Origin of the sequence: Frigoribacterium sp. NPDC087798, assembly GCF_044742985.1 — a bacterium.
Classification (GTDB): Bacteria; Actinomycetota; Actinomycetes; order Actinomycetales; family Microbacteriaceae; genus Frigoribacterium.
Genome location: NZ_JBIUVP010000001.1, coordinates 200,674 through 221,375, shown reverse-complemented (window position 1 = coordinate 221,375; position 20,702 = coordinate 200,674). Strand labels below are relative to the sequence as shown.

Below are 20,702 nucleotides of genomic sequence, written 5' to 3'. Positions count from 1 at the left end.
GAGCACGAACACGACGAGCACCCCGTCCGGTGGCGACGCGCCCCTCGCGAACGCCCCCGCGAAGGTCGACTCCGGCTCGAAGGGCCGCGACACCGAGACGGCCGACGACCTCGGGCACGGCAACTCGCCCGCCGCCTGGACCGCCGTCGTCATCATGCTGGTCGGCTTCGCCATCGGCACGCTGGCCTTCTTCCTCGACGTCCCGTGGATCGTCTGGGCGTCGGCCGGCCTGGTCGTCGTCGGACTGATCGTCGGTCTCGTGCTCAAGAAGGCCGGTTACGGCGTCGGTGGTCACCGCTACGTGCCGAAGGCCCACAACTAGGTGCTCGACGACCTCTACGCGGGTGCCGTGGCCGACGCCGCAGCACGCCGCGAGTCCCTCCCGTTCGCCGCCGTCGAGGCAGCGGCGCTCTCTCGTGAGCCCGCACTCGACGCCCGCACCGCCCTCGCCCCCGGCGACCGTGTCAAGGTCATCGCCGAGGTGAAGCGCGCCAGCCCGTCACGGGGCCACCTCTCGACCATCGCCGACCCGGCGTCTCTGGCCCGCTCCTACGCGGCCGGGGGAGCGAGCGCGATCAGCGTCCTCACCGAGGGCCGGAAGTTCAAGGGCTCCCTCGCCGACCTCGAGGCCGTCCGCACCGCAGTCGACGTGCCCGTCCTCCGCAAGGACTTCATCGCCGACCCGTACCAGGTGTTCGAGGCCCGGGCGGCCGGTGCCGATCTCGTGCTGCTGATCGTCGCCGGGCTCGAACAGCCTCGCCTCCTCGAATTGCACGACCTCGTGAGGCAACTGGGCATGACCGCACTCATCGAGGCGCACTCCGCCGACGAGGTGTCGCGCGGCCTCGACGCCGGTGCCACCGTCCTCGGCGTCAACGCCCGCGACCTCACGACCTTCGAACTCGACAGGGACCTCTTCGGTCGCCTGTCGCACTCGATCCCGACGGGCGTCACCCGCGTCGCCGAGTCGGCGGTCTCGTCGCCCGACGACGTCGCCCACTACCGTCGCTCCGGTGCCGACGTCGTGCTCGTGGGCGAAGCCCTCGTGACCCACGGCGACCCCGCCGACGCCATCACCCGCTTCCTGGAGGTCTGACCATGGCACTGCGCGACGAGACAGGTCCGTATTTCGGTTCGTTCGGGGGTCGCTTCGTCCCCGAGTCCCTGGTGGCCGCCCTCGACGAGCTCGACGCGGCCTACAAGGCCGCGGCCGTCGACCCCGAGTTCGCCGCCGAGCTGACGGCTCTCCACGCCACCTACACGGGCCGGCCGTCGATCATCACCGAGGTTCCGAGGTTCGCCCAGCACGCCGGTGGTGCCCGCATCATCCTCAAGCGTGAAGACCTCAACCACACGGGGTCCCACAAGATCAACAACGTGCTCGGACAGGCGCTGCTGGCCCGGAAGCTCGGCAAGACCCGTCTGATCGCCGAGACCGGAGCCGGTCAGCACGGCGTCGCGACGGCCACCGCCGCCGCCCTCTTCGGCATGGAGTGCGTCGTGTACATGGGGCAGGTCGACACCGAGCGCCAGGCGCTCAACGTCGCGCGGATGCGCCTGCTCGGAGCCGAGGTCGTCTCGGTCACGACGGGCTCCCGCACCCTCAAGGACGCCATCAACGACGCCATGCGCGACTGGGTCTCCAGCGTCGACACCACGCACTACGTGCTGGGCACGGTCGCCGGTCCGCACCCGTTCCCGGCCATGGTGCGCGACTTCCACAAGATCATCGGCGAAGAGGCCCGCCAGCAGGTCCTCGACCTGACCGGAGCACTGCCCGACGCCGTGACGGCCTGCGTCGGCGGCGGCTCGAACGCCATGGGCATCTTCCACGCGTTCCTCGACGACCCCTCGGTGCGGTTGTTCGGCTTCGAGGCCGGCGGGGACGGCGTCGAGACGGGCCGTCACGCGGCGTCGATCACCCTCGGCCGCATCGGCAACCTCCAGGGCACCAAGTCGTACCTCATGCAGGACGAAGACGGTCAGACGCTCGAGAGCCACTCCATCTCCGCGGGCCTCGACTACCCGAGCGTCGGCCCGGAGCACGCCTGGTTGTCCGAGTCGGGCCGGGCCGAGTACCAGCCGATCACCGACGACGAGGCGATGCAGGCCTTCCGACTGCTCTCGCAGACCGAGGGCATCATGCCCGCGATCGAGTCGGCACACGCCCTGGCGGGCACGATCAAGCTCGGTCTGGAGCACCCCGACTGGACGATCCTGGTCTCGCTCAGCGGCCGTGGCGACAAGGACGTCTCGACCGCGAGCCGGTACTTCGGCGTCCTCGACGAGAAGGCACAGCAGCTGTGACCGCCGCAGTCCCCGCCGGGACGAGCAAGGTCGGCGACGCGATCCGGGCCCGGCGAGACGCCGGGAGCGGCGCCGTCGTCGGATACCTGCCGGTCGGGTTCCCTGATCTCGACACGAGCATCGAGGCCGCGGTGGCGATGGCCGAGAACGGCATCGACGTCATCGAACTCGGCATCCCGTACTCCGATCCCGTGATGGACGGCCCGGTCATCCAGGCAGCCACACAGCGGTCCCTGGCCGAGGGGTTCCGCGTGCGCGACGTCTTCACGGCGATCCGTGAGATCACCTCCAGGGTCGACGCTCCCGTCATCCCGATGACCTACTGGAACCCGGTCGAGCAGTACGGCGTCCAGCGGTTCGCCGACGACCTCGCGGCCGCGGGCGGTGCCGGGCTCATCACCCCCGACCTCATCCCCGACGAGGCCGACGCGTGGATGTCCGCGGCCGAGGCCGCCGACCTCGACCGGGTGTTCCTGGCCGCTCCGTCGTCCAGCGACTCGCGCCTCCGGCAGGCCGTGGCCAGTAGTCGCGGCTTCGTCTACACCGTCTCGACGATGGGCATCACAGGAGCCCGAACCGACGTCGACGCGGCGGCGAGCACCCTCGTCGCCCGACTCCGCGAGGTGGGCGTCGAGAACGCCTGCGTCGGTCTCGGCATCTCCACGGCCCAGCAGGTCCGCGAGGTGCTCGACTACGCCGACGGTGCCATCATCGGTTCGGCCTTCGTCCGTGCCCTCGCCGACGGCGGGGTCGAACGCCTCGCCGAGGTCTCCGCCGACCTGTCGTCCGGCGCGGCCCCCTCCGCCTCCTGACCCCCTCGGGTCCGACGCCCTCGCGCTAGAGTCGTCACCCGTCGGGTGACCGACGCTCCGCACCCCCTCCGAAAGGCACCACGCCCGTGTTCGTTCCCTTGAGCATCCCGAGCCCGTCGGCCGCCTGGCAGTACTTCGACGTCACCGCCTGGTTGAACTCGACCTTCGGGGCGTCGTTGCCCGGCTCGCTGCGGATCCACGCCTACGCGATCTGCATCCTCGTCGGCATCGTCGCAGCGGTGGTCATCACGAACCACCGTCTGAACCGGCAGGGGGCGGAGAAGGGCATCGTCATCGACGTGGCCATCTGGGCCGTGGTGTTCGGCATCGCGGGGGGACGCCTGTTCCACGTCATCACCCACCCGGCGGACTACTTCTCCTCGCCCGACCAGTACATCCACGTCCTCTTCGTGTGGGAGGGCGGCCTCGCCATCTACGGCGCCCTGCTGTTGGGTGCCGTCGGCGTCTGGCTCGGTTGCCGCTTCACCGGTCTCCGGTTCACGGTCTTCGCCGACGCCCTCGCCCCCGGCCTGCTCGTCGCGCAGGCCTTCGGACGCCTCGGCAACTGGTTCAACCACGAGCTCTTCGGCATGCCGACCGACCTGCCCTGGGGCCTCGAGATCGAGTCCACGAACGCCGCCTACCCCACCGGCCTGCCCGAGGGCACGCTCTTCCACCCGACCTTCCTCTACGAGATCGTCTGGATGCTCGCCGGCGTCGCGATCCTCTTGCTCCTCGAGAAGAAGGCCCCCATGCAGTGGGGTCGGTCGTTGGCCTTCTACCTGGTCTGGTACGGCATCGGACGGGCCTGGTTCGAGTCGATCCGCACCGATCCCAGCCTTCTCTTCTTCGGCATCCGCACCAACGTCTGGATGAGCTTCTTCGCCATCGTCCTCGGGATCGTCCTCTTCGTCCTCGCCTCCCGCCGCCACACCGGCACGGTCCCCGGCCCCTACGTGCCCGGCCGTGCGCCGAGCGAGCGGGCGGCTGCTGTAGACTCCGACGGCACGTACACGGAGAACGACGAACCCGAGTTGGTCACCGTCGGCGCATCGGACGACAACACCGATCGCTCACCGCGTCCCTAGGTCGTCCACTCCACGACGACCGCGGGCCCGGCGCCCCACCGTCGTGGCGCCCGATCCCCTCCACCCCATCCCGGTGCGAACGATCCGCCCGCGACACGGTCCCGTGCACGCACCCGCGCCTCGTAAGATCGAGCGCAGTCGGCCCCTCCCGCCGGCGTGCACGCCCACGGTCGCCACGAGCCGACCTCTCCCGCCGAGTCGGGGCCGCCCACAGAAGCCGGCCCCGTCAGGCACCTCGGGCCGACGTCGTCCCGCCCCCTGTCGGATCTCTTCGTGAGGACGGATTCCATGGCTCTCACGCCAGCACACCAGCAGTTCAGCACGGTCCCCGAGGCCAGCGGCCTCTACGACCCGCGCAACGAGAAGGACGCCTGTGGCCTCGCCATGGTGGCGACCCTCCGTGGAACCCCCGGTCACGACATCGTCGACACCGCCCTGCGGGCCCTCCGGAACCTCGAGCACCGAGGTGCCGTGGGTTCCGACGCCGGTACCGGGGACGGTGCGGGCATCCTCTGCCAGGTGCCCGACGAGTTCCTGCGCCACGAGGTCGACTTCGACCTGCCGCCGGCCGGTCAGTACGCGGTGGGCATCGCCTACCTGCCCCTCGACGAGCAGGAGCGCTCCGAGCTGAAGACGGGCATCGAGCGCATCGCCGACCTCGAGCACCTCGACGTCCTCGGCTGGCGCGAGGTCCCCGTGCGCCCCGAAGAACTCGGCACGTTGGCGCGCAACGCGATGCCCGCCTTCGAGCAGCTCTTCGTCGCCAGCAGGCACCACGACGCCGACGGCGTCCCACTCGCCGGCGTCGCGCTCGACCGCCAGGCGTTCCGGCTGCGCAAGCGTGCCGAGCGCAAGCTCTCGGCCTACTTCACTTCTCTGGGCAGCCGGACCATGGTCTACAAGGGCATGGTCACCACACTTCAGCTCGAGCCGTTCTACCCCGACCTGAGCGACGAGCGCTTCGCCTCGAAACTCGCGATCGTGCACTCGCGCTACTCGACGAACACGTTCCCGTCGTGGCCGTTGGCACAGCCGTTCCGCATGATCGCCCACAACGGCGAGATCAACACGGTCCGGGGCAACCGCAACTGGATGCGCGCCCGGCAGTCCCAGCTCGAGAACGAGCTCATCGGCGACCTGAAGCCCATCCTCCCCATCGTCAGCCCCGGGGCGAGCGACTCGGCGTCGTTCGACGAGGTCGTCGAGTTGCTCAGCCTGACCGGCAGGTCCCTGCCGCACGCGGTCATGATGATGGTCCCCGAGGCGTGGGAGAACCAGGTCGACATCGACCCCACCCTGCGCGACTTCTACGAGTACCACTCGATGCTCATGGAGGCGTGGGACGGCCCCGCGGCCATCACGTTCACCGACGGCACGCACGTCGGCGCCACCCTCGACCGCAACGGCCTGCGACCGGGCCGCTACCTCGTCACCGACGACGGCCTCGTGGTCCTCGCGAGCGAGATCGGCGTCATCGACGTCGACCCCGCCAAGGTGGTCCGCAAGGGACGGCTCCGCCCCGGCAAGATGTTCCTGGTCGACACCGAGGCCGGCCGCATCATCGAGGACGACGAGATCAAACGCGACCTCGCCACGGCCGCGCCCTACGGCGAGTGGCTCGCCGAGGGGCGCATCCACCTCTCGGAGCTGCCCGAGCGCGAGCACATCGTGCACACCCCGGCGTCGGTCACCCGCCGTCAGCGCACCTTCGGGTACACCGAAGAGGAGGTCCGCATCCTGCTCACGCCCATGGCGAAGACCGGGGCGGAGCCCCTGGGCGCCATGGGAAGCGACACGCCGATCGCCGTCCTGTCCGAGCGCCCGCGCCTCCTGTTCGACTACTTCACGCAGCAGTTCGCCCAGGTCACGAACCCGCCGCTCGACTCCATCCGCGAGTCGGTGGTCACGTCGCTCAAGCTGGGTCTCGGTCCCGAGCGCAACCTGCTCGCCGCGACCCCCGAGCACGCCCGCCAGGTGATCCTGGACTTCCCCGTCATCGACAACGACGAGCTCGCCAAGATCCAGCACATCGACCCGAGCCCCGGCTCCCGCAAGACGTCGACCATCCGCGGGCTGTACCGCGCCGACAAGGGCCCGCGGGCACTCGAGAAGCGCATCGCCGCCATGTGCAACGAGGTGGACGACGCGATCGAGGCCGGTGCGGAGTTCATCGTCCTCTCCGACCGCGACTCGAACGCCGACTTCGCCCCGGTGCCGTCGCTGCTCATGATCGCCGCGGTGCACCACCACCTGATCCGCACCGAGAACCGCATGAAGGTCGGCCTGATCGTCGAGGCCGGTGACGTGCGCGAGGTGCACCACGTGGCCACGCTGATCGGCTACGGCGCGTCCGCGGTCAACCCGTACCTCGCGATGGAGACCTGCGAGAACCTCGTGAGGGCCGGGATGATCACCGGGCTGAGCCCCGAGGACGCCGTGCACAACCTGATCAAGGCTCTCGGCAAGGGCGTGCTCAAGATCATGTCGAAGATGGGCATCTCGACGGTGTCGAGCTACGCCGCGGCGCAGGCGTTCGAGGCCGTGGGCCTCAGCCAGGAGTTCGTCGACACGTACTTCACCGGTACCTCGTCGATGCTCGGAGGCGTGGGGATCGACGTCATCGCGGCCGAGAACAAGCAGCGACACACGAGCGCCTACCCCAGCGACGGCTCCGTCATCGCGCACGAGCGGCTGGCCACCGGCGGCGAGTACCAGTGGCGCCGCGAGGGCCCCCGTCACCTCTTCAACCCCGACACCGTGTTCCGGCTGCAGCACGCCACGCGCACCCGCCGCTACGACATCTTCCGCGAGTACACCAAGCTCGTCGACGACCAGGCCGAGCAGCTGATGACGCTGCGCGGGCTGTTCCGGCTCAAGCACGGCGTCCGCCCGGCCGTCCCGCTCGACGAGGTCGAGCCCATCGAGTCGATCGTGAAGCGGTTCTCGACGGGGGCGATGAGCTACGGCTCGATCTCGCAGGAGGCGCACGAGACCCTCGCCATCGCGATGAACCGCCTCGGCGGCAAATCCAACACCGGCGAGGGGGGAGAGGACGTCGACCGCCTCCTCGACCCCGAGCGCCGCAGCGCCGTGAAACAGGTGGCCTCCGGGCGCTTCGGGGTCACCAGCATGTACCTGACGCACGCCACCGACATCCAGCTCAAGATGGCCCAGGGCGCCAAGCCGGGCGAGGGCGGTCAGCTCCCGCCGACGAAGGTCTACCCCTGGGTGGCACGAACGCGTCACGCGACGGCCGGCGTCGGTCTCATCTCGCCGCCGCCGCACCACGACATCTACTCGATCGAGGACCTCAAGCAGCTGATCTTCGACGTCAAGCGCGCCAACCCCAAGGCCCGCGTCCACGTCAAGCTCGTGAGCCAGTCCGGCATCGGCGCGGTCGCGGCAGGGGTCACGAAGGCCCTGGCCGACGTCGTGCTCGTGTCCGGCCACGACGGGGGCACCGGCGCGAGCCCGCTGAACTCGCTCAAGCACGCGGGCACGCCCTGGGAGATCGGCCTCGCCGAGACCCAGCAGACCCTCATGATGAACGGGATGCGCGAGCGTGTCGTCGTCCAGGTCGACGGTCAGATGAAGACCGGCCGCGACGTCCTCATCGCCGCCCTGCTCGGCGGCGAGGAGTTCGGCTTCGCCACGGCGCCGTTGATCGTCGAGGGCTGCATCATGATGAGGGTCTGCCACCTCGACACCTGCCCGGTCGGTGTGGCGACCCAGAACCCCGAGCTCCGTGCCCGCTTCTCCGGCAAGCCGGAGTTCGTCGTCAACTTCTTCGAGTTCCTGGCACAGGAGGTGCGCGAGTACCTCGCCGCGCTGGGCTTCCGCAGTCTCGACGAGGCCATCGGCCGGACGGACGTCCTCGACGTCGACCGCGCCGTCGACCACTGGAAGGCCTCGGGTCTCGACCTCGCCCCGGTGCTGGTGGGTCCGACGTTCTCCGACGACGAGCCCCGACGCAACCGCACCTCGCAGGACCACGGCCTCGACGAGCACTTCGACGTGCAGCTGATCGAGCGCAGTGCCGACGTGCTCGAGAACGGTGGGCACGTCGAGATCACGCTCCCGATCCGCAACACCGAGCGCGCGGTCGGCACCATGCTCGGGCACGAGGTCACCCTGCGACACGGTGAGCAAGGCCTGCCCGACGGCAGCATCGAGATCAACCTCAGTGGTTCGGCCGGTCAGTCGCTCGGTGCGTTCCTGCCCGCCGGCATCACCCTGCGCCTCGAGGGCGACAGCAACGACTACGTGGGCAAGGGCCTCTCCGGCGGCAACGTCGTGGTGCGTCCGCCCCGCGGCAGCGCGTTCGCCGCCGAGGAGAACGTCATCGCCGGCAACGTCATCGGCTACGGCGCGACCCAGGGCAGCATGTTCCTGCGGGGCATCGTGGGGGAGCGCTTCCTGGTCCGCAACTCGGGGGCCAGCGCGGTCGCCGAGGGCGTGGGCGACCACGCGCTCGAGTACATGACGGGCGGTCTCGCCGTCATCCTCGGCGACACGGGCCGCAACCTCGGAGCAGGCATGTCCGGAGGGACGGCCTACGTGCACCGGCTCAAGCCCGAACGGGTCAACGCCGAGGCGCTCGCGTCGGGTGAACTCGAACTCCACCCCCTCGGCAGCGCCGACGTCGAGATCCTGACCGACCTGTTGCGCCGGCACCTGGCCGAGACCGGGTCGCCCGTGGCCGAGCACATGCTCGACGACCTCGACGCCACGGTGGCCGAGTTCGTGAAGGTGCTGCCGCGCGACTACGCCGCCGTCCTCGCCACCCGGCAGACGGCCGTCGACGAGGGTCTCGACCCCGATGGCGACGAAGCATGGAAGAGAATCCTGGAGGTGACCGGTGGCTGATCCCAAAGGCTTCCTGAAGACGCAGACCCGCGAGCTGCCCAAGCGCCGACCCGTGTCGGTCCGGCTCATGGACTGGAAAGAGGTCTACGAGCAGCAGGAGAGCGGCGAGCTCCGACGTCAGGCGGGCCGTTGCATGGACTGCGGCGTCCCGTTCTGCCACCAGGGCTGCCCGCTCGGCAACCTGATCCCCGAGTGGAACGACCTCATGTGGCGTGGCGAGGGCCGTCAGGCCGTCGAGCGCCTGCACGCGACCAACAACTTCCCGGAGTTCACCGGTCGTCTCTGCCCCGCGCCGTGCGAGTCCTCCTGCGTCCTGGGCATCAACCAGCCCCCGGTGACGATCAAGCAGGTCGAGGTCTCGATCATCGACCAGGCGTTCGCCGCCGGATGGGTCACCCCGCACCCGCCCGAGCGCCTGACGGGCAAGACGGTCGCCGTCGTCGGTTCCGGCCCCGCCGGGCTGGCCGCCGCCCAGCAGCTCACGCGTGCCGGCCACACGGTCGCCGTCTACGAGCGCGAGGACCGCATCGGTGGCCTGCTGCGTTACGGCATCCCCGACTTCAAGATGGAGAAGAAGCAGATCGAGCAGCGCATCGCCCAGATGCAGGCCGAGGGCACGCGTTTCCGCGCCCGGGTCGAGATCGGTCGGGACATCGCCTGGGACGACCTCCGGGCCCGCTACGACGCCGTGGTCGTCGCGACGGGCGCGACGGTTCCCCGCGATCTGCCGATCCCGGGACGCGACCTGTCCGGCATCCACTTCGCCATGGACTACCTCGTGCAGCAGAACAGGGCCGGAGCGGGCGACACGGTGGCCGACCAGATCACGGCCGAGGGCAAGCACGTCGTCGTGCTGGGCGGCGGCGACACCGGTGCGGACTGCATCGGTACCGCCCACCGGCAGGGTGCCCTCTCGGTGACCAACCTCGCGATCGGCCAGCAGCCCCCGGAAGAACGCCCCGAGGCACAGCCGTGGCCGATGTTCCCCACGCTGTTCGAGGTGTCGAGTGCCCACGAAGAAGGCGGCGAGCGGGTCTACCTCGCGTCGACGGTCGAGTTCCTGACCAACGAGGTCGGCGAGGTGCGGGCCATCCGCGTCGCCGAGACCGAGTACGTCGACGGTCGACGGGTCCCCAAGGCGGGCACCGAGCGCGAGGTCCCCGCCGACCTCGTCCTGCTCGCACTCGGCTTCACCGGACCCGAGCGCGACACCATCGAGGAGCAGCTGCGGCTCACCTTCGACGGTGGCGGCTCCCTCGAGCGCGGTGCCACCTACGAGACGGGCGAACCAGGCGTCTTCGTGACCGGTGACGCCGGGCGCGGGCAGTCGCTCATCGTCTGGGCGATCGCCGAGGGCCGCGCCACGGCCTCCGCCGTCGACGCCTACCTCGAGGGCCAGACCGTGCTGCCCTTCCCGGTGAAGCCCACCGATCGGTCCATCTCGGTCTGATCCGGCCATCCGACGGGAATAGGGTGGGAGTCGGGCTGTAGTCGTCCCACCCCCTTTCCCCCCACACGAACGGAACACATGAGACGCGCAAAGATCGTCGCCACCCTCGGGCCGGCGACGTCGAGCTACGACGACATCCGGGCGATCATCGACGCCGGCGTCGACGTCGCCCGCATGAACCTCAGCCACGGCAGCTACGACGTCCACGAAGGCGTCTATGCGAACGTCCGCCAGGCGTCGGCCGACTCGGGCCGCGCCGTCGCGGTCCTCGTCGACCTGCAGGGCCCCAAGATCCGCCTCGGCAAGTTCGCCGACGGTCCGCACGACCTCGAGGTCGGCGACGTGTTCAAGATCACCACGGACGACATCCTGGGTTCCAAGGAGATCTGCGGCACGACGTTCAAGGGCCTCCCCGACGACGTCACGGCGGGAGACCCGCTCCTGATCGACGACGGCCGCGTCAAGCTCCGCGTCCTCGAGACCGACGGCACCGTCGTCACGACCGAGGTCGTCGTCGCCGGCACGGTGTCGAACAACAAGGGCATCAACCTCCCCGGCGTGGCGGTCAACGTGCCCGCCCTCTCCGAGAAGGACGAGGCCGACCTCCGCTGGGGTCTCCGACTCGGCGCCGACCTGATCGCCCTGTCGTTCGTGCGCGACGCGGACGACGTCGTGCGCGTGCACGAGATCATGGCCGAAGAGGGCCGCAAGGTCCCCGTCTACGCGAAGATCGAGAAGCCCCAGGCCGTCGACAACCTCGAGGCCATCATCGACGCGTTCGACGGCATCATGGTCGCCCGTGGCGACCTGGGCGTCGAGTTGCCCCTCGAGGCCGTGCCCATCGTGCAGAAGCACGCGGTCGAGCTCTCGCGTCGCATGGCGAAGCCGGTCATCGTCGCCACCCAGATGCTCGAGTCCATGATCTCGAGCCCGATCCCGACCCGCGCCGAGACCTCGGACGTCGCCAACGCCGTCCTCGACGGCACCGACGCGGTCATGCTCTCGGGCGAGACGAGCGTCGGCGAGTACCCGGTCATCACGGTGCAGACCATGGCGCGCATCGTGGCCTCCACCGAAGAGCACGGGCTCGAGCGCATCCCTCCGCTCGGCACGCGTCCGCGCACGCAGGGCGGCGCCATCACCCTGGCAGCGGCCGACGTCGCCGACTTCGTCCAGGCGAAGTTCCTCTGCGTCTTCACCGAATCGGGTGACTCGGTGCGTCGCATGTCGCGCCTGCGTCACTCGATCCCCATCCTGGCCTTCACACCCAACGAGGCGATCCGACGCCGCATGGCGATCAGCTGGGGCGTCCAGTCCTACCTGGTCGAGACCGTCACGCACACCGACGCCATGTTCGCGCAGGTGGACGACATCCTGCTCGGCAACGACCTCGCCGAATCGGGCGACAAGGTCATCGTGATCGCCGGGTCCCCTCCCGGGATCGCGGGCTCGACGAACGATCTCCGGGTGCACCGCGTGGGTGACGCCCACGGGGAGGCCGCTCCGGCCTACGCGTCGCAGCCCTGACGCACCGCGACACCCCTGGCGAAGCCGGGGCGATCCCCTCGGATCGCCCCGGCTTCGTCGTGTCGGCGGGGCGTACGCTCACGGCATGTCCGTGGACGCCCGTCATCCCTCGTGCTTCGAGTTCGAGGCCCGCTTGTACGTGGTGCCGTCCTGGAGCGGTCACGGTGTGGTCGAGACTCGTCGCAGCCTCGGCCCCGAGATCCGAGAGACCAGCCGAGGAGGCGCGGGGGTGGGCCGGTGGGCAGCTCTCGGTGCCCTCGTGGGCGGCTCGTTCCTCGGGGGAGTGGCGGCGACCGTGTGGCGGGTCGACGGCCTCTGGGCCCTCTCGCTGATCTTCGTCCTCGGCGCCGCGGTCGGGGCCGTGCTGGCGATCGGCACCCGGACGATCTTCCAGGAGGGGGCGGGTGACCAAGCTCGTGGGACCGCGGCGCCGAGTCCACCGGAAGGACCTCTGCCTGCCGTCGAGGTGCCGTGGGACGTCGCCCGGGCGGCGCCCGAGGACTCCACCGGGGACGAACTGGTCCTCTGGGCGACCTTGACCAGCCGATACCGCGAGGCGCGGGAAGCCCTCGTCGCCGGTGGCGGCGAGGACGACCGGTTCACCGACCCGAGGGAGGCCGGAGCACGGATCGCCGAATGGGAGAGCGCCTACCGGACTGCGAGCCGGGACTACGAGCCGGTGGCGCGCCTCCTCGGCTTTCCCCTGCCGTGAGATGGTCGGCCCTCCCACCCAGGCGGGAACGGAGAAAGCCCCGACCCGCCGGAGCGGATCGGGGCTTTCGGTTCAGTGGCGGGCGAGCCCGCCGACTGACGGCGTCACGAGGACGCCACCGAGTCAGATGACGCGGATGTTCTCGGCCTGGAGGCCCTTGTTGCCCTGAGCCGTGTCGAACTCGACCTTCTGGTTCTCTTCCAGGTTGCGGTAGCCGTCGCCGGCGATCGCGGAGAAGTGCGCGAAGACGTCAGTGGTTCCGTCGTCGGGGGTGATGAAGCCGAAGCCCTTTTCGGAGTTGAACCACTTAACGGTGCCTGTTGCCATTTTTCTTGTTCCTTCAATCAGAGTTGTCGATCTCGATTTCGAGATCGCTCGTCGCGGTGCCTTTTTGTCCGCTCCCTCTGAGAACGACGCCACCGTCGGAACCCCTCTCGGTGAGAGGAGGCCTTCGGCACGTCGCGAGATACAAATGCGTAACACAACAACCAGTTCCATCAGCGTAGTGCACGGATGCCCACGAACACACCCTCTGAGCAGAACTCGTGTCGGTGTGTCGGCCCGATGACCTGACGAGGCAAGGAGAGCCACATCTCGTCGGTCGGCTTCGCGCCGGGGCTGGTGCCGGATGTGGGACTCGAACCCACACGCCCTCACGGACAGAGCATTTTGAGTGCTCCGCGTCTGCCATTCCGCCAATCCGGCGCACAACAACCAGGTCGACAATACCGTAGGCTTCACGTCGTGAGTGACCAGGAAGCAACCCCAGCAGCACCCCGTCGCGTCGTCGTGGCCGAAGATGAGTCCCTCATCCGCCTCGACATCGTCGAGATCCTCCGCGACAACGGTTTCGAGGTGGTGGGAGAGGCCGGGGACGGCGAGACCGCCGTCGCCCTCGCCACCGAGTTGCGCCCCGACCTCGTCATCATGGACGTCAAGATGCCCCAGCTGGACGGCATCTCCGCCGCCGAGCGGCTCTCGAAGGCGCACATCGCGCCGGTCGTCCTCCTGACCGCGTTCAGCCAGAAGGAGCTCGTCGAGCGGGCGAGCGAGGCAGGCGCCCTTGCCTACGTCGTGAAACCCTTCACCCCCAACGACCTGCTGCCCGCGATCGAGATCGCCCTCTCGCGGTACGCACAGATCATCACCCTCGAGGCCGAGGTCGCCGACCTGGTCGAGCGCTTCGAGACCCGCAAGCTCGTCGACCGGGCGAAGGGGCTCCTCAACGAGAAGATGGGGCTCACCGAACCCGAGGCCTTCCGATGGATCCAGAAGGCGTCCATGGACCGCCGCCTGACGATGCACGACGTGGCCCAGGCGATCATCGAACAGTTGAGCGCCAAGAAGTAGTCGTCCGCGACGAGAGAAGGCCCGCCCCGACGATCGGGGCGGGCCTTCTCTCGTCGGCTCACCGGTCGCGGGCGTCCGTGAGGAAGTTCGTGATGCGGACCGTCGACAACAGCCGACCGCGATCGTCGGTCATGACGACCTGGTGCGTCGTGAGCGTGGAACCGAGATGGATGGCCGTGCAGGTGCCCGTCACCCACCCGGTCGCCGCCGACCGGCTGTGGCTCGCGTTCAGTTCGATGCCCATCGCGACGCGTCCCGCTCCCGCGTGCACGTTCGCCGCCACCGAACCGAGGGTCTCGGCCAGGACGACGTGCGCGCCGCCGTGAAGGATGCCGACGGGTTGGGTGTTGCCGTCGACGGGCATCCGACCCACGGCACGCTCGGCGCTCATCTCGTCGATCACGATGCCCATCTTCTCGGCCAGGGCACCGACACCCCGTCGTCGGAACAACTCGACGGCGGCGTCGCTCAGGGACGCGTCCGACGCGACGGTCCTCTCGGCGTCGTTCGGGACGGCGGACGGAGTGCTCATGGTTCTCCGGTGGATCGGACCGGGGCGCCCGGCGACGGTGTCGGGGGTGCCCGCTAGGCTGACGTGGTGACGGACGACACGAAGCCTACCCTCCTGGTCATCGACGGCCATTCCCTGGCGTTCCGGGCCTTCTACGCCCTCCCGGTCGACAGTTTCGTGAACCGCGAAGGTCAGCACACCAACGCCATCCACGGCTTCATCTCGATGTTGCTCAGCCTGCTCAAGGCCGAGAAACCGACGCACCTGGCCGTCGCCTTCGACATCTCTCGCTTCTCCTTCCGCACCCGCGAGTACCCCGAGTACAAGGGCACGCGGTCCGAGACCCCGCCCGAGTTCGTGGGCCAGATACCGCTTCTCCAAGAGGCGTTGCACGCCATGGGCATCACCACGATCACCAAAGAGGACTTCGAGGCCGACGACATCCTCGCGACCCTGGCGAGCCGCGGTCGTGACGACGGGTACCGGGTCCTGGTGGTCTCCGGCGATCGCGACGCCATCCAGATGGTCAACGACGACGTCACCCTCCTCTATCCCTCGGCCCGCGGCGTGAGCGAACTCACCCGGTACGACCGCGACAAGGTCTTCGAGCGATACGGCATCGAACCCCACCAGTACCCCGAGGTCGCCGCTCTCGTCGGCGAGACGAGCGACAACCTCATCGGCATCGACAAGGTGGGGGAGAAGACCGCCGTCAAGTGGATCAACCTCTACGGGGGTCTCGACGAGATCATCGCTCGTGCGGACGAGATCAAGGGCGTCGTCGGGCAGAAGCTCCGCGAGCAGAAAGAGAACGCCATCCGCAACCGCCGGCTCAACCGGCTGGTGACCGACGTCGAGCTCCCGGTGGGGCCGGGTGACCTCGAGCGCCGGGCGATCGACGAGGCGGCCGTCCGAGAGCTCTTCGACAAACTGCAGTTCCGCACCCTGCTCGAGCGCGTCCTGGCCCTGTCGGGATCGACCGAGCCCTCCGCCGCGAACGCGGGTGAGACAGCGGTGACGGCGGCCCCCGAAGGCCTCCCCGTCGTCCGGACCCTCATCGACGAAGAACTGGCCTTCTGGCTGAAGAAGCACGCGTCCGACCCCGAGAAGCCCGTCGGCCTCACGGTCGAGTACGGCGCGGACGACATCGTCGGGCTCGGCATCTCGTCCCTCGACGAGTCGGCGTACGTGCCCTGGGCCGCGGGTCGCGGCGACTACGTGGCCCTCGAAGCCTGGCTCGACGACGCCACGCCCAAGGTGGTCCACGACGCGAAGCGCGCCTACAAGGCGCTGTCGCGGGCCGGCCTCACGCTGACGGGCATCGCCGGCGACCCGCGGATCGCCGCCTGGCTGCTGCGCCCGGGCCGCACCTCGTTCGCCCTGTCCGACCTCGTCTACGAGCAGCTCGGAGAGACGCTGCCCGTCGGCGATCCCAACCAGCTCGTGTCGGCGGACGACGACGTCAACGTGGCCTCCGAGGCCTGGTACGTCCTCCGATTGTCCGAGTCGTTGGTTGCCGCCCTCGACGAGGGCTCCCGTCGGGTGCTCACCGAGATCGAGCTGCCGCTGGTGCCGGTGCTCGGAGACATGGAACTCACCGGTGTCGCCGCCGACCGCGACACGCTCAAGGCGCTCTCGCTCCGTCTGGGTGAGCAGGCCGGCGAGCTGGCCACGGCGGCGTTCGCCGAGATCGGACGCGAGGTCAACCTCGGCTCACCCAAGCAGCTGCAAGAGGTGCTGTTCGAGCAACTCCAGATGCCCAAGACCCGAGCGACCAAGACGGGCTTCTCGACCGACGCCGCCTCCCTGGCCGATCTGCAGGAGAAGCACCCGCACCCCTTCCTCGACCTGCTCCTGAAGCACCGCGACGCGACGAAGCTGCGCCAGATCATCGAGACCCTCGAGAAGTCGATCGCCGACGACGCGCGCATCCACACGACGTACGACCAGACGGGCACGACGACCGGGCGCATCTCGTCCGTCGACCCCAACCTCCAGAACATCCCGGTCAAGGCCGCCGTCGGTCGCGAGATCCGGGCCGCGTTCGTGCACGGGCCCGATTACGAGACGCTCCTCACGGCCGACTACTCGCAGATCGAGATGCGCATCATGGCGCACCTCTCGGGCGACGAGGGGCTGATCCAGGCGTTCAACGAGGGCGAAGACCTGCACCGGTTCGTCGGTGCCCGCATCTTCGGGGTCGAACCCGCCGACGTCAGCCCGGCCATGCGCACGAAGGTCAAAGCCATGTCCTACGGCCTCGCCTACGGGCTCAGCGCCTTCGGCCTGTCGAAGCAGCTGCGCATCGAGACCGCCGAGGCACGCCAGCTCATGACCGACTACTTCGCCCGGTTCGGTGCCGTACGCGAGTACCTCCGCAACGTCGTCGAGCAGGCGCGCGAAGACGGCTACACCGAGACCATCTACGGTCGGCGCCGCCCCTTCGCCGACCTCAAGTCCCCGAACCGCGTCCTGCGCGAGAACGCCGAGCGGGCTGCCCTGAACGCGCCGATCCAGGGCTCGGCTGCCGACATCATGAAGATCGCGATGCTCGGTGTCCGATCCGAACTCGACGAGCGAGAGATGGGGTCGCGCGTGCTGCTGCAGGTGCACGACGAACTCATCGTCGAGGTCGCACCGGGCGAGGTCGACGACGTACGCGAGATCGTGCGTCGGCGCATGAGCGGGGCGGCCGACCTGCGCGTGCCGCTCGACGTCAGCGTCGGCCTCGGCGAGAGCTGGGACGCAGCGGCCCACTGAGCCCCGGGCGCCGCGGCGCCGAACGGCCGCGGGCCCTGAGGTCCGTCTCGGCGACATCGCACGTAGCACGTCGCACGTCGCACGTCGCACGTCGCACGTAGCACGTCGCCGAGACGGTCCGTCCTGCCCTTCTGCGCGCGCCTCCCGTCCCCGGGGTCCTACGACCCGGCCCGAGCGGCCCCGCTCGGGCACGTGCTGCCCGTTCATCGGGCATCGGTTGCCCATCGGGCAGCCAATCGTCCCCCCACTCGGGCACAAACGGACACGACACGCGGTACAGACTTGACCGGGCCACACAAACGGACTTATATAAGCGCAGATCAACAACAGTTGAACTCCTTCCGCACTTCCGCACCACCGGTCAGCCCCCGAGGCGGCCGTGCAGTCCGACGACGAGGTCTCCCATGTACGCACCGGAGCGTCACCAGCAGATCCTCGACACGGCCCTGTCCCGGGGCCGAGTCGAGGTGGCCGGTCTCGCACGAGAGCTCTCGGTCGCGCCCGAGACCGTGCGCCGCGACCTGACCGCCCTCGAGCGCCGGGGCGTCCTCCGCCGCGTCCACGGAGGCGCCATCGCCGTCGAGCGCCTCGGCATCGAGCCTCCCGTGGTCGACCGGGAGGGAACGGCCGCGTCCGAGAAGGAGCGCATCGCCCGGGCCGCCCTCGACGAGCTGCCCGACGGCGGCTCGATCATCGTCGACGCCGGCACCTCGACCATCCGTCTGGCCGAACTCCTGCCCCTCGACCGCGAGCTGACCGTGGTCACCCACTCGCTCGCCGTCGCCACCATCCTGATCAGCCGACCGAACGTCACCCTCCACCTGCTCGGCGGCCTCATCCGCACCCGCACGTACTCCGCGGTGGGGGACTGGACGCGGGCCCAGATCGCCGACGTCTTCGCCGACGTCGCCTTCATCGGGACGAACGGCGTCTCGGTGGAGCGCGGCATCAGCACCCCCGACCTGGCGGAGGCGCGGGTCAAGCGCGCGCTCATCGCCGCGTCACGACGCACCGTCGTCCTCGCGGACCACACCAAGTTCGGTCGCGAGGACTTCGCCAAGGTCGCGCCGCTCACCGACGTCGACACCGTCATCACCGACTCCGGCGTGGACGCCGAGCTGGCCGACGACGTCGAACAGGCCGGCCCCCGGGTCGTGATCGCATGACGCGACTCCGACCGGCCCCCCTCGTTCCCTCCCGACGCACCGCAGCACCTCGCACCACCTCCATCACCCCACACCCCTCTCGTCGCTGAGAGAAACAAGGAGAAGTCGTCACCATGTCCGAATTCACCCCCACCGTCACCGGTACGGGAGCCCGAGCGCGCGTCCAGCGCTTCGGTGGCTTCCTGGCCGGCATGATCATGCCGAACATCGGCGCCTTCATCGCCTGGGGCCTCATCACGGCCCTGTTCATCCAGACCGGTTGGACGCCGGTGCCCCAGCTCGGCGGCTTCGGCGAGATGTCCGACGGCACCCCGTGGCCCGGCCTCGTCGGTCCCATCATCAAGTACCTGCTGCCGATCCTGATCGCCTACACGGGTGGTCGCATGGTCCACGGTCAGCGCGGTGCCGTCATCGGCGCCGTCGCCGTCATGGGCGTCATCGTCGCGACCGACGTGCCGCAGTTCCTCGGCGCGATGATCGTCGGCCCGCTGGCCGCCTGGGTCCTCAAGCAGTTCGACAAGCTCGTCGACGGCCGCATCAAGTCCGGCTTCGAGATGCTCGTCAACAACTTCTCGCTCGGCATCATCGGTGGCGCCATGGGCGTGCTCGCCTTCTTCGGCCTGGCTCCGGTCACCACCGCGATCACGAACGTCTTCGGCGGCGCCGTCGGCTTCCTCGTCGACCGTGGCCTGCTGCCCCTGGCGTCGATCATCATCGAGCCGGCCAAGGTCCTGTTCCTCAACAACGCCATCAACCAGGGCATCCTCACCCCCCTCGGTGGCACGCAGGTGCAGGAGGCCGGCAAGTCGATCCTCTTCATGCTCGAGTCGAACCCCGGCCCGGGTCTCGGCATCCTCCTCGCGTACCTCTTCTTCGGTCCGCGCGCCATCCGCCCCTCGGCCCCGGCCGCGATCATCGTGCACTTCTTCGGTGGCATCCACGAGATCTACTTCCCGTACGTGCTGATGAAGCCGATCCTGCTCGTCGCCGCCGTCCTCGGTGGAGCGACCGGCATCGCGACCTTCGCCCTGTTCAACGTCGGCCTCGTCGGCCCTGCCTCGCCCGGCAGCATCATCGCCTACACGCTCGTCGCCGCCCGCGGGGACCTTCTCCCGATCTACCTGGGTATCCTGCTCTCGGCGGCCGTCTCGTTCGTCGTCTCGTCCCTCCTCATGGGCTTCGGTCGCAAGGAGAACCGCGAGGCCCGTGCCGAGGACTCCGCCGCACAGGAGCAGGCTCTCGCCGACGCCCAGGCCGCCACCGCGGCCAACAAGGCCACCAGCAAGGGCACCGCGGCACCCACCGCCTAGCCCGCCCGCACCACCAGTCAGCACCACCACCACACAAGGAGAAGGTCATGGCAACCCTCGACGGTTCCAGCATCAAGAAACTCATCGTCGCGTGCGACGCGGGCATGGGCAGCAGCGTCATGCTGGCGTCCACGCTCAAGAAGCAGCTGAAGAAGAGCGGTGTCACCGTCGAGCACTCGCCCGTCGCGTCGATCCCGTCGGACGCCGACGTCGTCGTCACCCAGAACAACCTCGCCGAGCGCGCCCGCGGCGTCGTGCCGAACGTGCCCGTCGTGCCGTTCCAGCTGTTCATGGGAGACCCCAACGTCGCCAAGGTCGTCAAGGCGATCCAGGACGGCTCGACGGTCGAGGTCTGACGATGACCGACCAGCAGGCACCCGAGCTCTCGGCGCTCCTCGCGGAGTCGTCCATCCGACTCGACGAGGTCGCCGCCTCGCGTGACGAGGCCATCCGCAAGACGGGTCGTGCCCTGATCGACGCGGGTGCGATCGACGAGTCGTACGTCGACGCCATGTTCGAGCGCGAGAACTCGGTGTCCACCTACGTCGGCGAGGGTGTGGCGATCCCGCACGGCACCCTCGCCGGCAAGGACTCGGTCAAAGAGGACGCCCTCGTCGTGCTGCGGTTCCCGACCCCGGTCGACTGGGACGGCAACGAGGTCTCGGTCACGGTCGGCATCGCCGCCAAGGGCAACGGCCACATCGCCATCCTCAGCCAGCTCGCCAGCATCCTGATGGACCCCGACAAGGCCGCCGCCCTGCGCGGGTCGACCACGACCGCCGAGGTCTACGAGTTGCTCGCGTCGACCGACGACGACGACTGATCCCCACCCCCTCCAGAGGA

Annotated in this window: 16 protein-coding genes, 1 tRNA gene and 1 pseudogene; 15 read left to right on the top strand and 3 right to left on the bottom strand. The window is 69.2% G+C overall.

Going from position 1 to position 20,702, the window contains the following annotated elements:
* Positions 1 to 106: 106 nt before the first annotated feature.
* The 9 genes and pseudogenes from ACIOSR_RS01070 to ACIOSR_RS01030 form a co-directional block, all read left to right on the top strand.
* Positions 107 to 322 (top strand): annotated as a pseudogene (locus ACIOSR_RS01070) (DUF6704 family protein); the annotation flags it as partial.
* Complete coding sequence (trpC, locus tag ACIOSR_RS01065; protein WP_123570085.1) at positions 323 to 1,096, top strand: indole-3-glycerol phosphate synthase TrpC; 774 nt, start codon at positions 323 to 325, stop codon at positions 1,094 to 1,096. It abuts the pseudogene before it with no gap.
* 2 nt (positions 1,097 to 1,098) lie between these two features.
* Complete coding sequence (gene trpB, locus ACIOSR_RS01060; RefSeq protein WP_056045283.1) at positions 1,099 to 2,307, top strand: tryptophan synthase subunit beta; 1,209 nt, start codon at positions 1,099 to 1,101, stop codon at positions 2,305 to 2,307.
* Positions 2,304 to 3,119 carry a tryptophan synthase subunit alpha gene (gene trpA, locus ACIOSR_RS01055; protein ID WP_056045280.1) on the top strand — a complete coding sequence of 272 codons (816 nt, stop codon included), beginning with the start codon at positions 2,304 to 2,306 and terminating at the stop codon, positions 3,117 to 3,119. Before trpB ends, trpA begins: the two co-directional genes overlap by 4 nt.
* Positions 3,120 to 3,205: 86 nt before the next feature.
* Entirely contained in the window at positions 3,206 to 4,207 is a 1,002-nt protein-coding gene (gene lgt / locus ACIOSR_RS01050) for a prolipoprotein diacylglyceryl transferase (RefSeq protein ID WP_402751637.1), read from the top strand.
* A 288-nt stretch (positions 4,208 to 4,495) separates the two neighbouring features.
* Complete coding sequence (gene gltB / locus ACIOSR_RS01045; RefSeq protein ID WP_402751636.1) at positions 4,496 to 9,073, top strand: glutamate synthase large subunit; 4,578 nt, start codon at positions 4,496 to 4,498, stop codon at positions 9,071 to 9,073.
* Complete coding sequence (locus tag ACIOSR_RS01040) at positions 9,066 to 10,523, top strand: glutamate synthase subunit beta (RefSeq protein ID WP_056045271.1); 1,458 nt, start codon at positions 9,066 to 9,068, stop codon at positions 10,521 to 10,523. Before gltB ends, ACIOSR_RS01040 begins: the two co-directional genes overlap by 8 nt.
* A gap of 78 nt (positions 10,524 to 10,601) precedes the next feature.
* Positions 10,602 to 12,050, top strand: a complete 1,449-nt coding sequence (gene pyk / locus ACIOSR_RS01035; protein ID WP_402751635.1) for a pyruvate kinase — start codon at positions 10,602 to 10,604, stop codon at positions 12,048 to 12,050.
* Between the two features lie 85 nt (positions 12,051 to 12,135).
* On the top strand, positions 12,136 to 12,762 hold the full coding sequence (locus tag ACIOSR_RS01030; protein WP_123570083.1) for a hypothetical protein: 627 nt from the start codon (positions 12,136 to 12,138) through the stop codon (positions 12,760 to 12,762).
* A gap of 123 nt (positions 12,763 to 12,885) precedes the next feature.
* Here ACIOSR_RS01030 and ACIOSR_RS01025 read toward each other — a convergent pair whose 3' ends face one another.
* Both ACIOSR_RS01025 and ACIOSR_RS01020 read right to left on the bottom strand, forming a co-directional pair.
* Positions 12,886 to 13,089, bottom strand: a complete 204-nt coding sequence (locus ACIOSR_RS01025) for a cold-shock protein (protein ID WP_043592793.1) — start codon at positions 13,087 to 13,089, stop codon at positions 12,886 to 12,888.
* A 292-nt stretch (positions 13,090 to 13,381) separates the two neighbouring features.
* Positions 13,382 to 13,467 (bottom strand) — tRNA-Leu (locus tag ACIOSR_RS01020).
* A gap of 39 nt (positions 13,468 to 13,506) precedes the next feature.
* Here ACIOSR_RS01020 and ACIOSR_RS01015 point away from each other — a divergent pair.
* Positions 13,507 to 14,112, top strand: a complete 606-nt coding sequence (locus ACIOSR_RS01015) for an ANTAR domain-containing response regulator (RefSeq protein ID WP_043592796.1) — start codon at positions 13,507 to 13,509, stop codon at positions 14,110 to 14,112.
* Between the two features lie 58 nt (positions 14,113 to 14,170).
* Here ACIOSR_RS01015 and ACIOSR_RS01010 read toward each other — a convergent pair whose 3' ends face one another.
* On the bottom strand, positions 14,171 to 14,524 hold the full coding sequence (locus tag ACIOSR_RS01010; RefSeq protein WP_233568385.1) for a PaaI family thioesterase: 354 nt from the start codon (positions 14,522 to 14,524) through the stop codon (positions 14,171 to 14,173).
* A 186-nt stretch (positions 14,525 to 14,710) separates the two neighbouring features.
* On the opposite strand from ACIOSR_RS01010, the gene polA reads away from it, so the two are divergent.
* The 5 genes from polA (at position 14,711) to ACIOSR_RS00985 (ending at position 20,682) form a co-directional block, all read left to right on the top strand.
* Positions 14,711 to 17,383: a DNA polymerase I gene (gene polA / locus ACIOSR_RS01005; RefSeq protein ID WP_402751634.1), complete on the top strand. Its 2,673-nt coding sequence runs from the start codon at positions 14,711 to 14,713 to the stop codon at positions 17,381 to 17,383.
* 404 nt (positions 17,384 to 17,787) lie between these two features.
* A complete protein-coding gene (locus tag ACIOSR_RS01000; protein ID WP_056045263.1) occupies positions 17,788 to 18,549 on the top strand; it encodes a DeoR/GlpR family DNA-binding transcription regulator in 762 nt (253 codons plus the stop codon).
* Between the two features lie 113 nt (positions 18,550 to 18,662).
* On the top strand, positions 18,663 to 19,859 hold the full coding sequence (locus ACIOSR_RS00995) for a PTS mannitol transporter subunit IICB (RefSeq protein WP_056045261.1): 1,197 nt from the start codon (positions 18,663 to 18,665) through the stop codon (positions 19,857 to 19,859).
* A 47-nt stretch (positions 19,860 to 19,906) separates the two neighbouring features.
* Positions 19,907 to 20,215: a PTS lactose transporter subunit IIB gene (locus ACIOSR_RS00990; protein WP_054146078.1), complete on the top strand. Its 309-nt coding sequence runs from the start codon at positions 19,907 to 19,909 to the stop codon at positions 20,213 to 20,215.
* 2 nt (positions 20,216 to 20,217) lie between these two features.
* On the top strand, positions 20,218 to 20,682 hold the full coding sequence (locus ACIOSR_RS00985) for a PTS sugar transporter subunit IIA (RefSeq protein WP_056045258.1): 465 nt from the start codon (positions 20,218 to 20,220) through the stop codon (positions 20,680 to 20,682).
* Positions 20,683 to 20,702: the final 20 nt, after the last annotated feature.

Excerpts from the sequence above, each read along its gene's own strand:
- ACIOSR_RS01010 (WP_233568385.1), bottom strand. The coding sequence starts at position 14,524 with ATGGGCATCGTGATCGACGAGATGAGCGCCGAGCGTGCCGTGGGTCGG.
- ACIOSR_RS01030 (WP_123570083.1), top strand. The coding sequence starts at position 12,136 with ATGTCCGTGGACGCCCGTCATCCCTCGTGCTTCGAGTTCGAGGCCCGC.
- ACIOSR_RS00995 (WP_056045261.1), top strand. The coding sequence starts at position 18,663 with ATGTCCGAATTCACCCCCACCGTCACCGGTACGGGAGCCCGAGCGCGC.
- trpB (WP_056045283.1), top strand. The coding sequence starts at position 1,099 with ATGGCACTGCGCGACGAGACAGGTCCGTATTTCGGTTCGTTCGGGGGT.
- ACIOSR_RS01000 (WP_056045263.1), top strand. The coding sequence starts at position 17,788 with ATGTACGCACCGGAGCGTCACCAGCAGATCCTCGACACGGCCCTGTCC.
- ACIOSR_RS00990 (WP_054146078.1), top strand. The coding sequence starts at position 19,907 with ATGGCAACCCTCGACGGTTCCAGCATCAAGAAACTCATCGTCGCGTGC.
- ACIOSR_RS01025 (WP_043592793.1), bottom strand. The coding sequence starts at position 13,089 with ATGGCAACAGGCACCGTTAAGTGGTTCAACTCCGAAAAGGGCTTCGGC.
- gltB (WP_402751636.1), top strand. The coding sequence starts at position 4,496 with ATGGCTCTCACGCCAGCACACCAGCAGTTCAGCACGGTCCCCGAGGCC.
- pyk (WP_402751635.1), top strand. The coding sequence starts at position 10,602 with ATGAGACGCGCAAAGATCGTCGCCACCCTCGGGCCGGCGACGTCGAGC.
- ACIOSR_RS00985 (WP_056045258.1), top strand. The coding sequence starts at position 20,218 with ATGACCGACCAGCAGGCACCCGAGCTCTCGGCGCTCCTCGCGGAGTCG.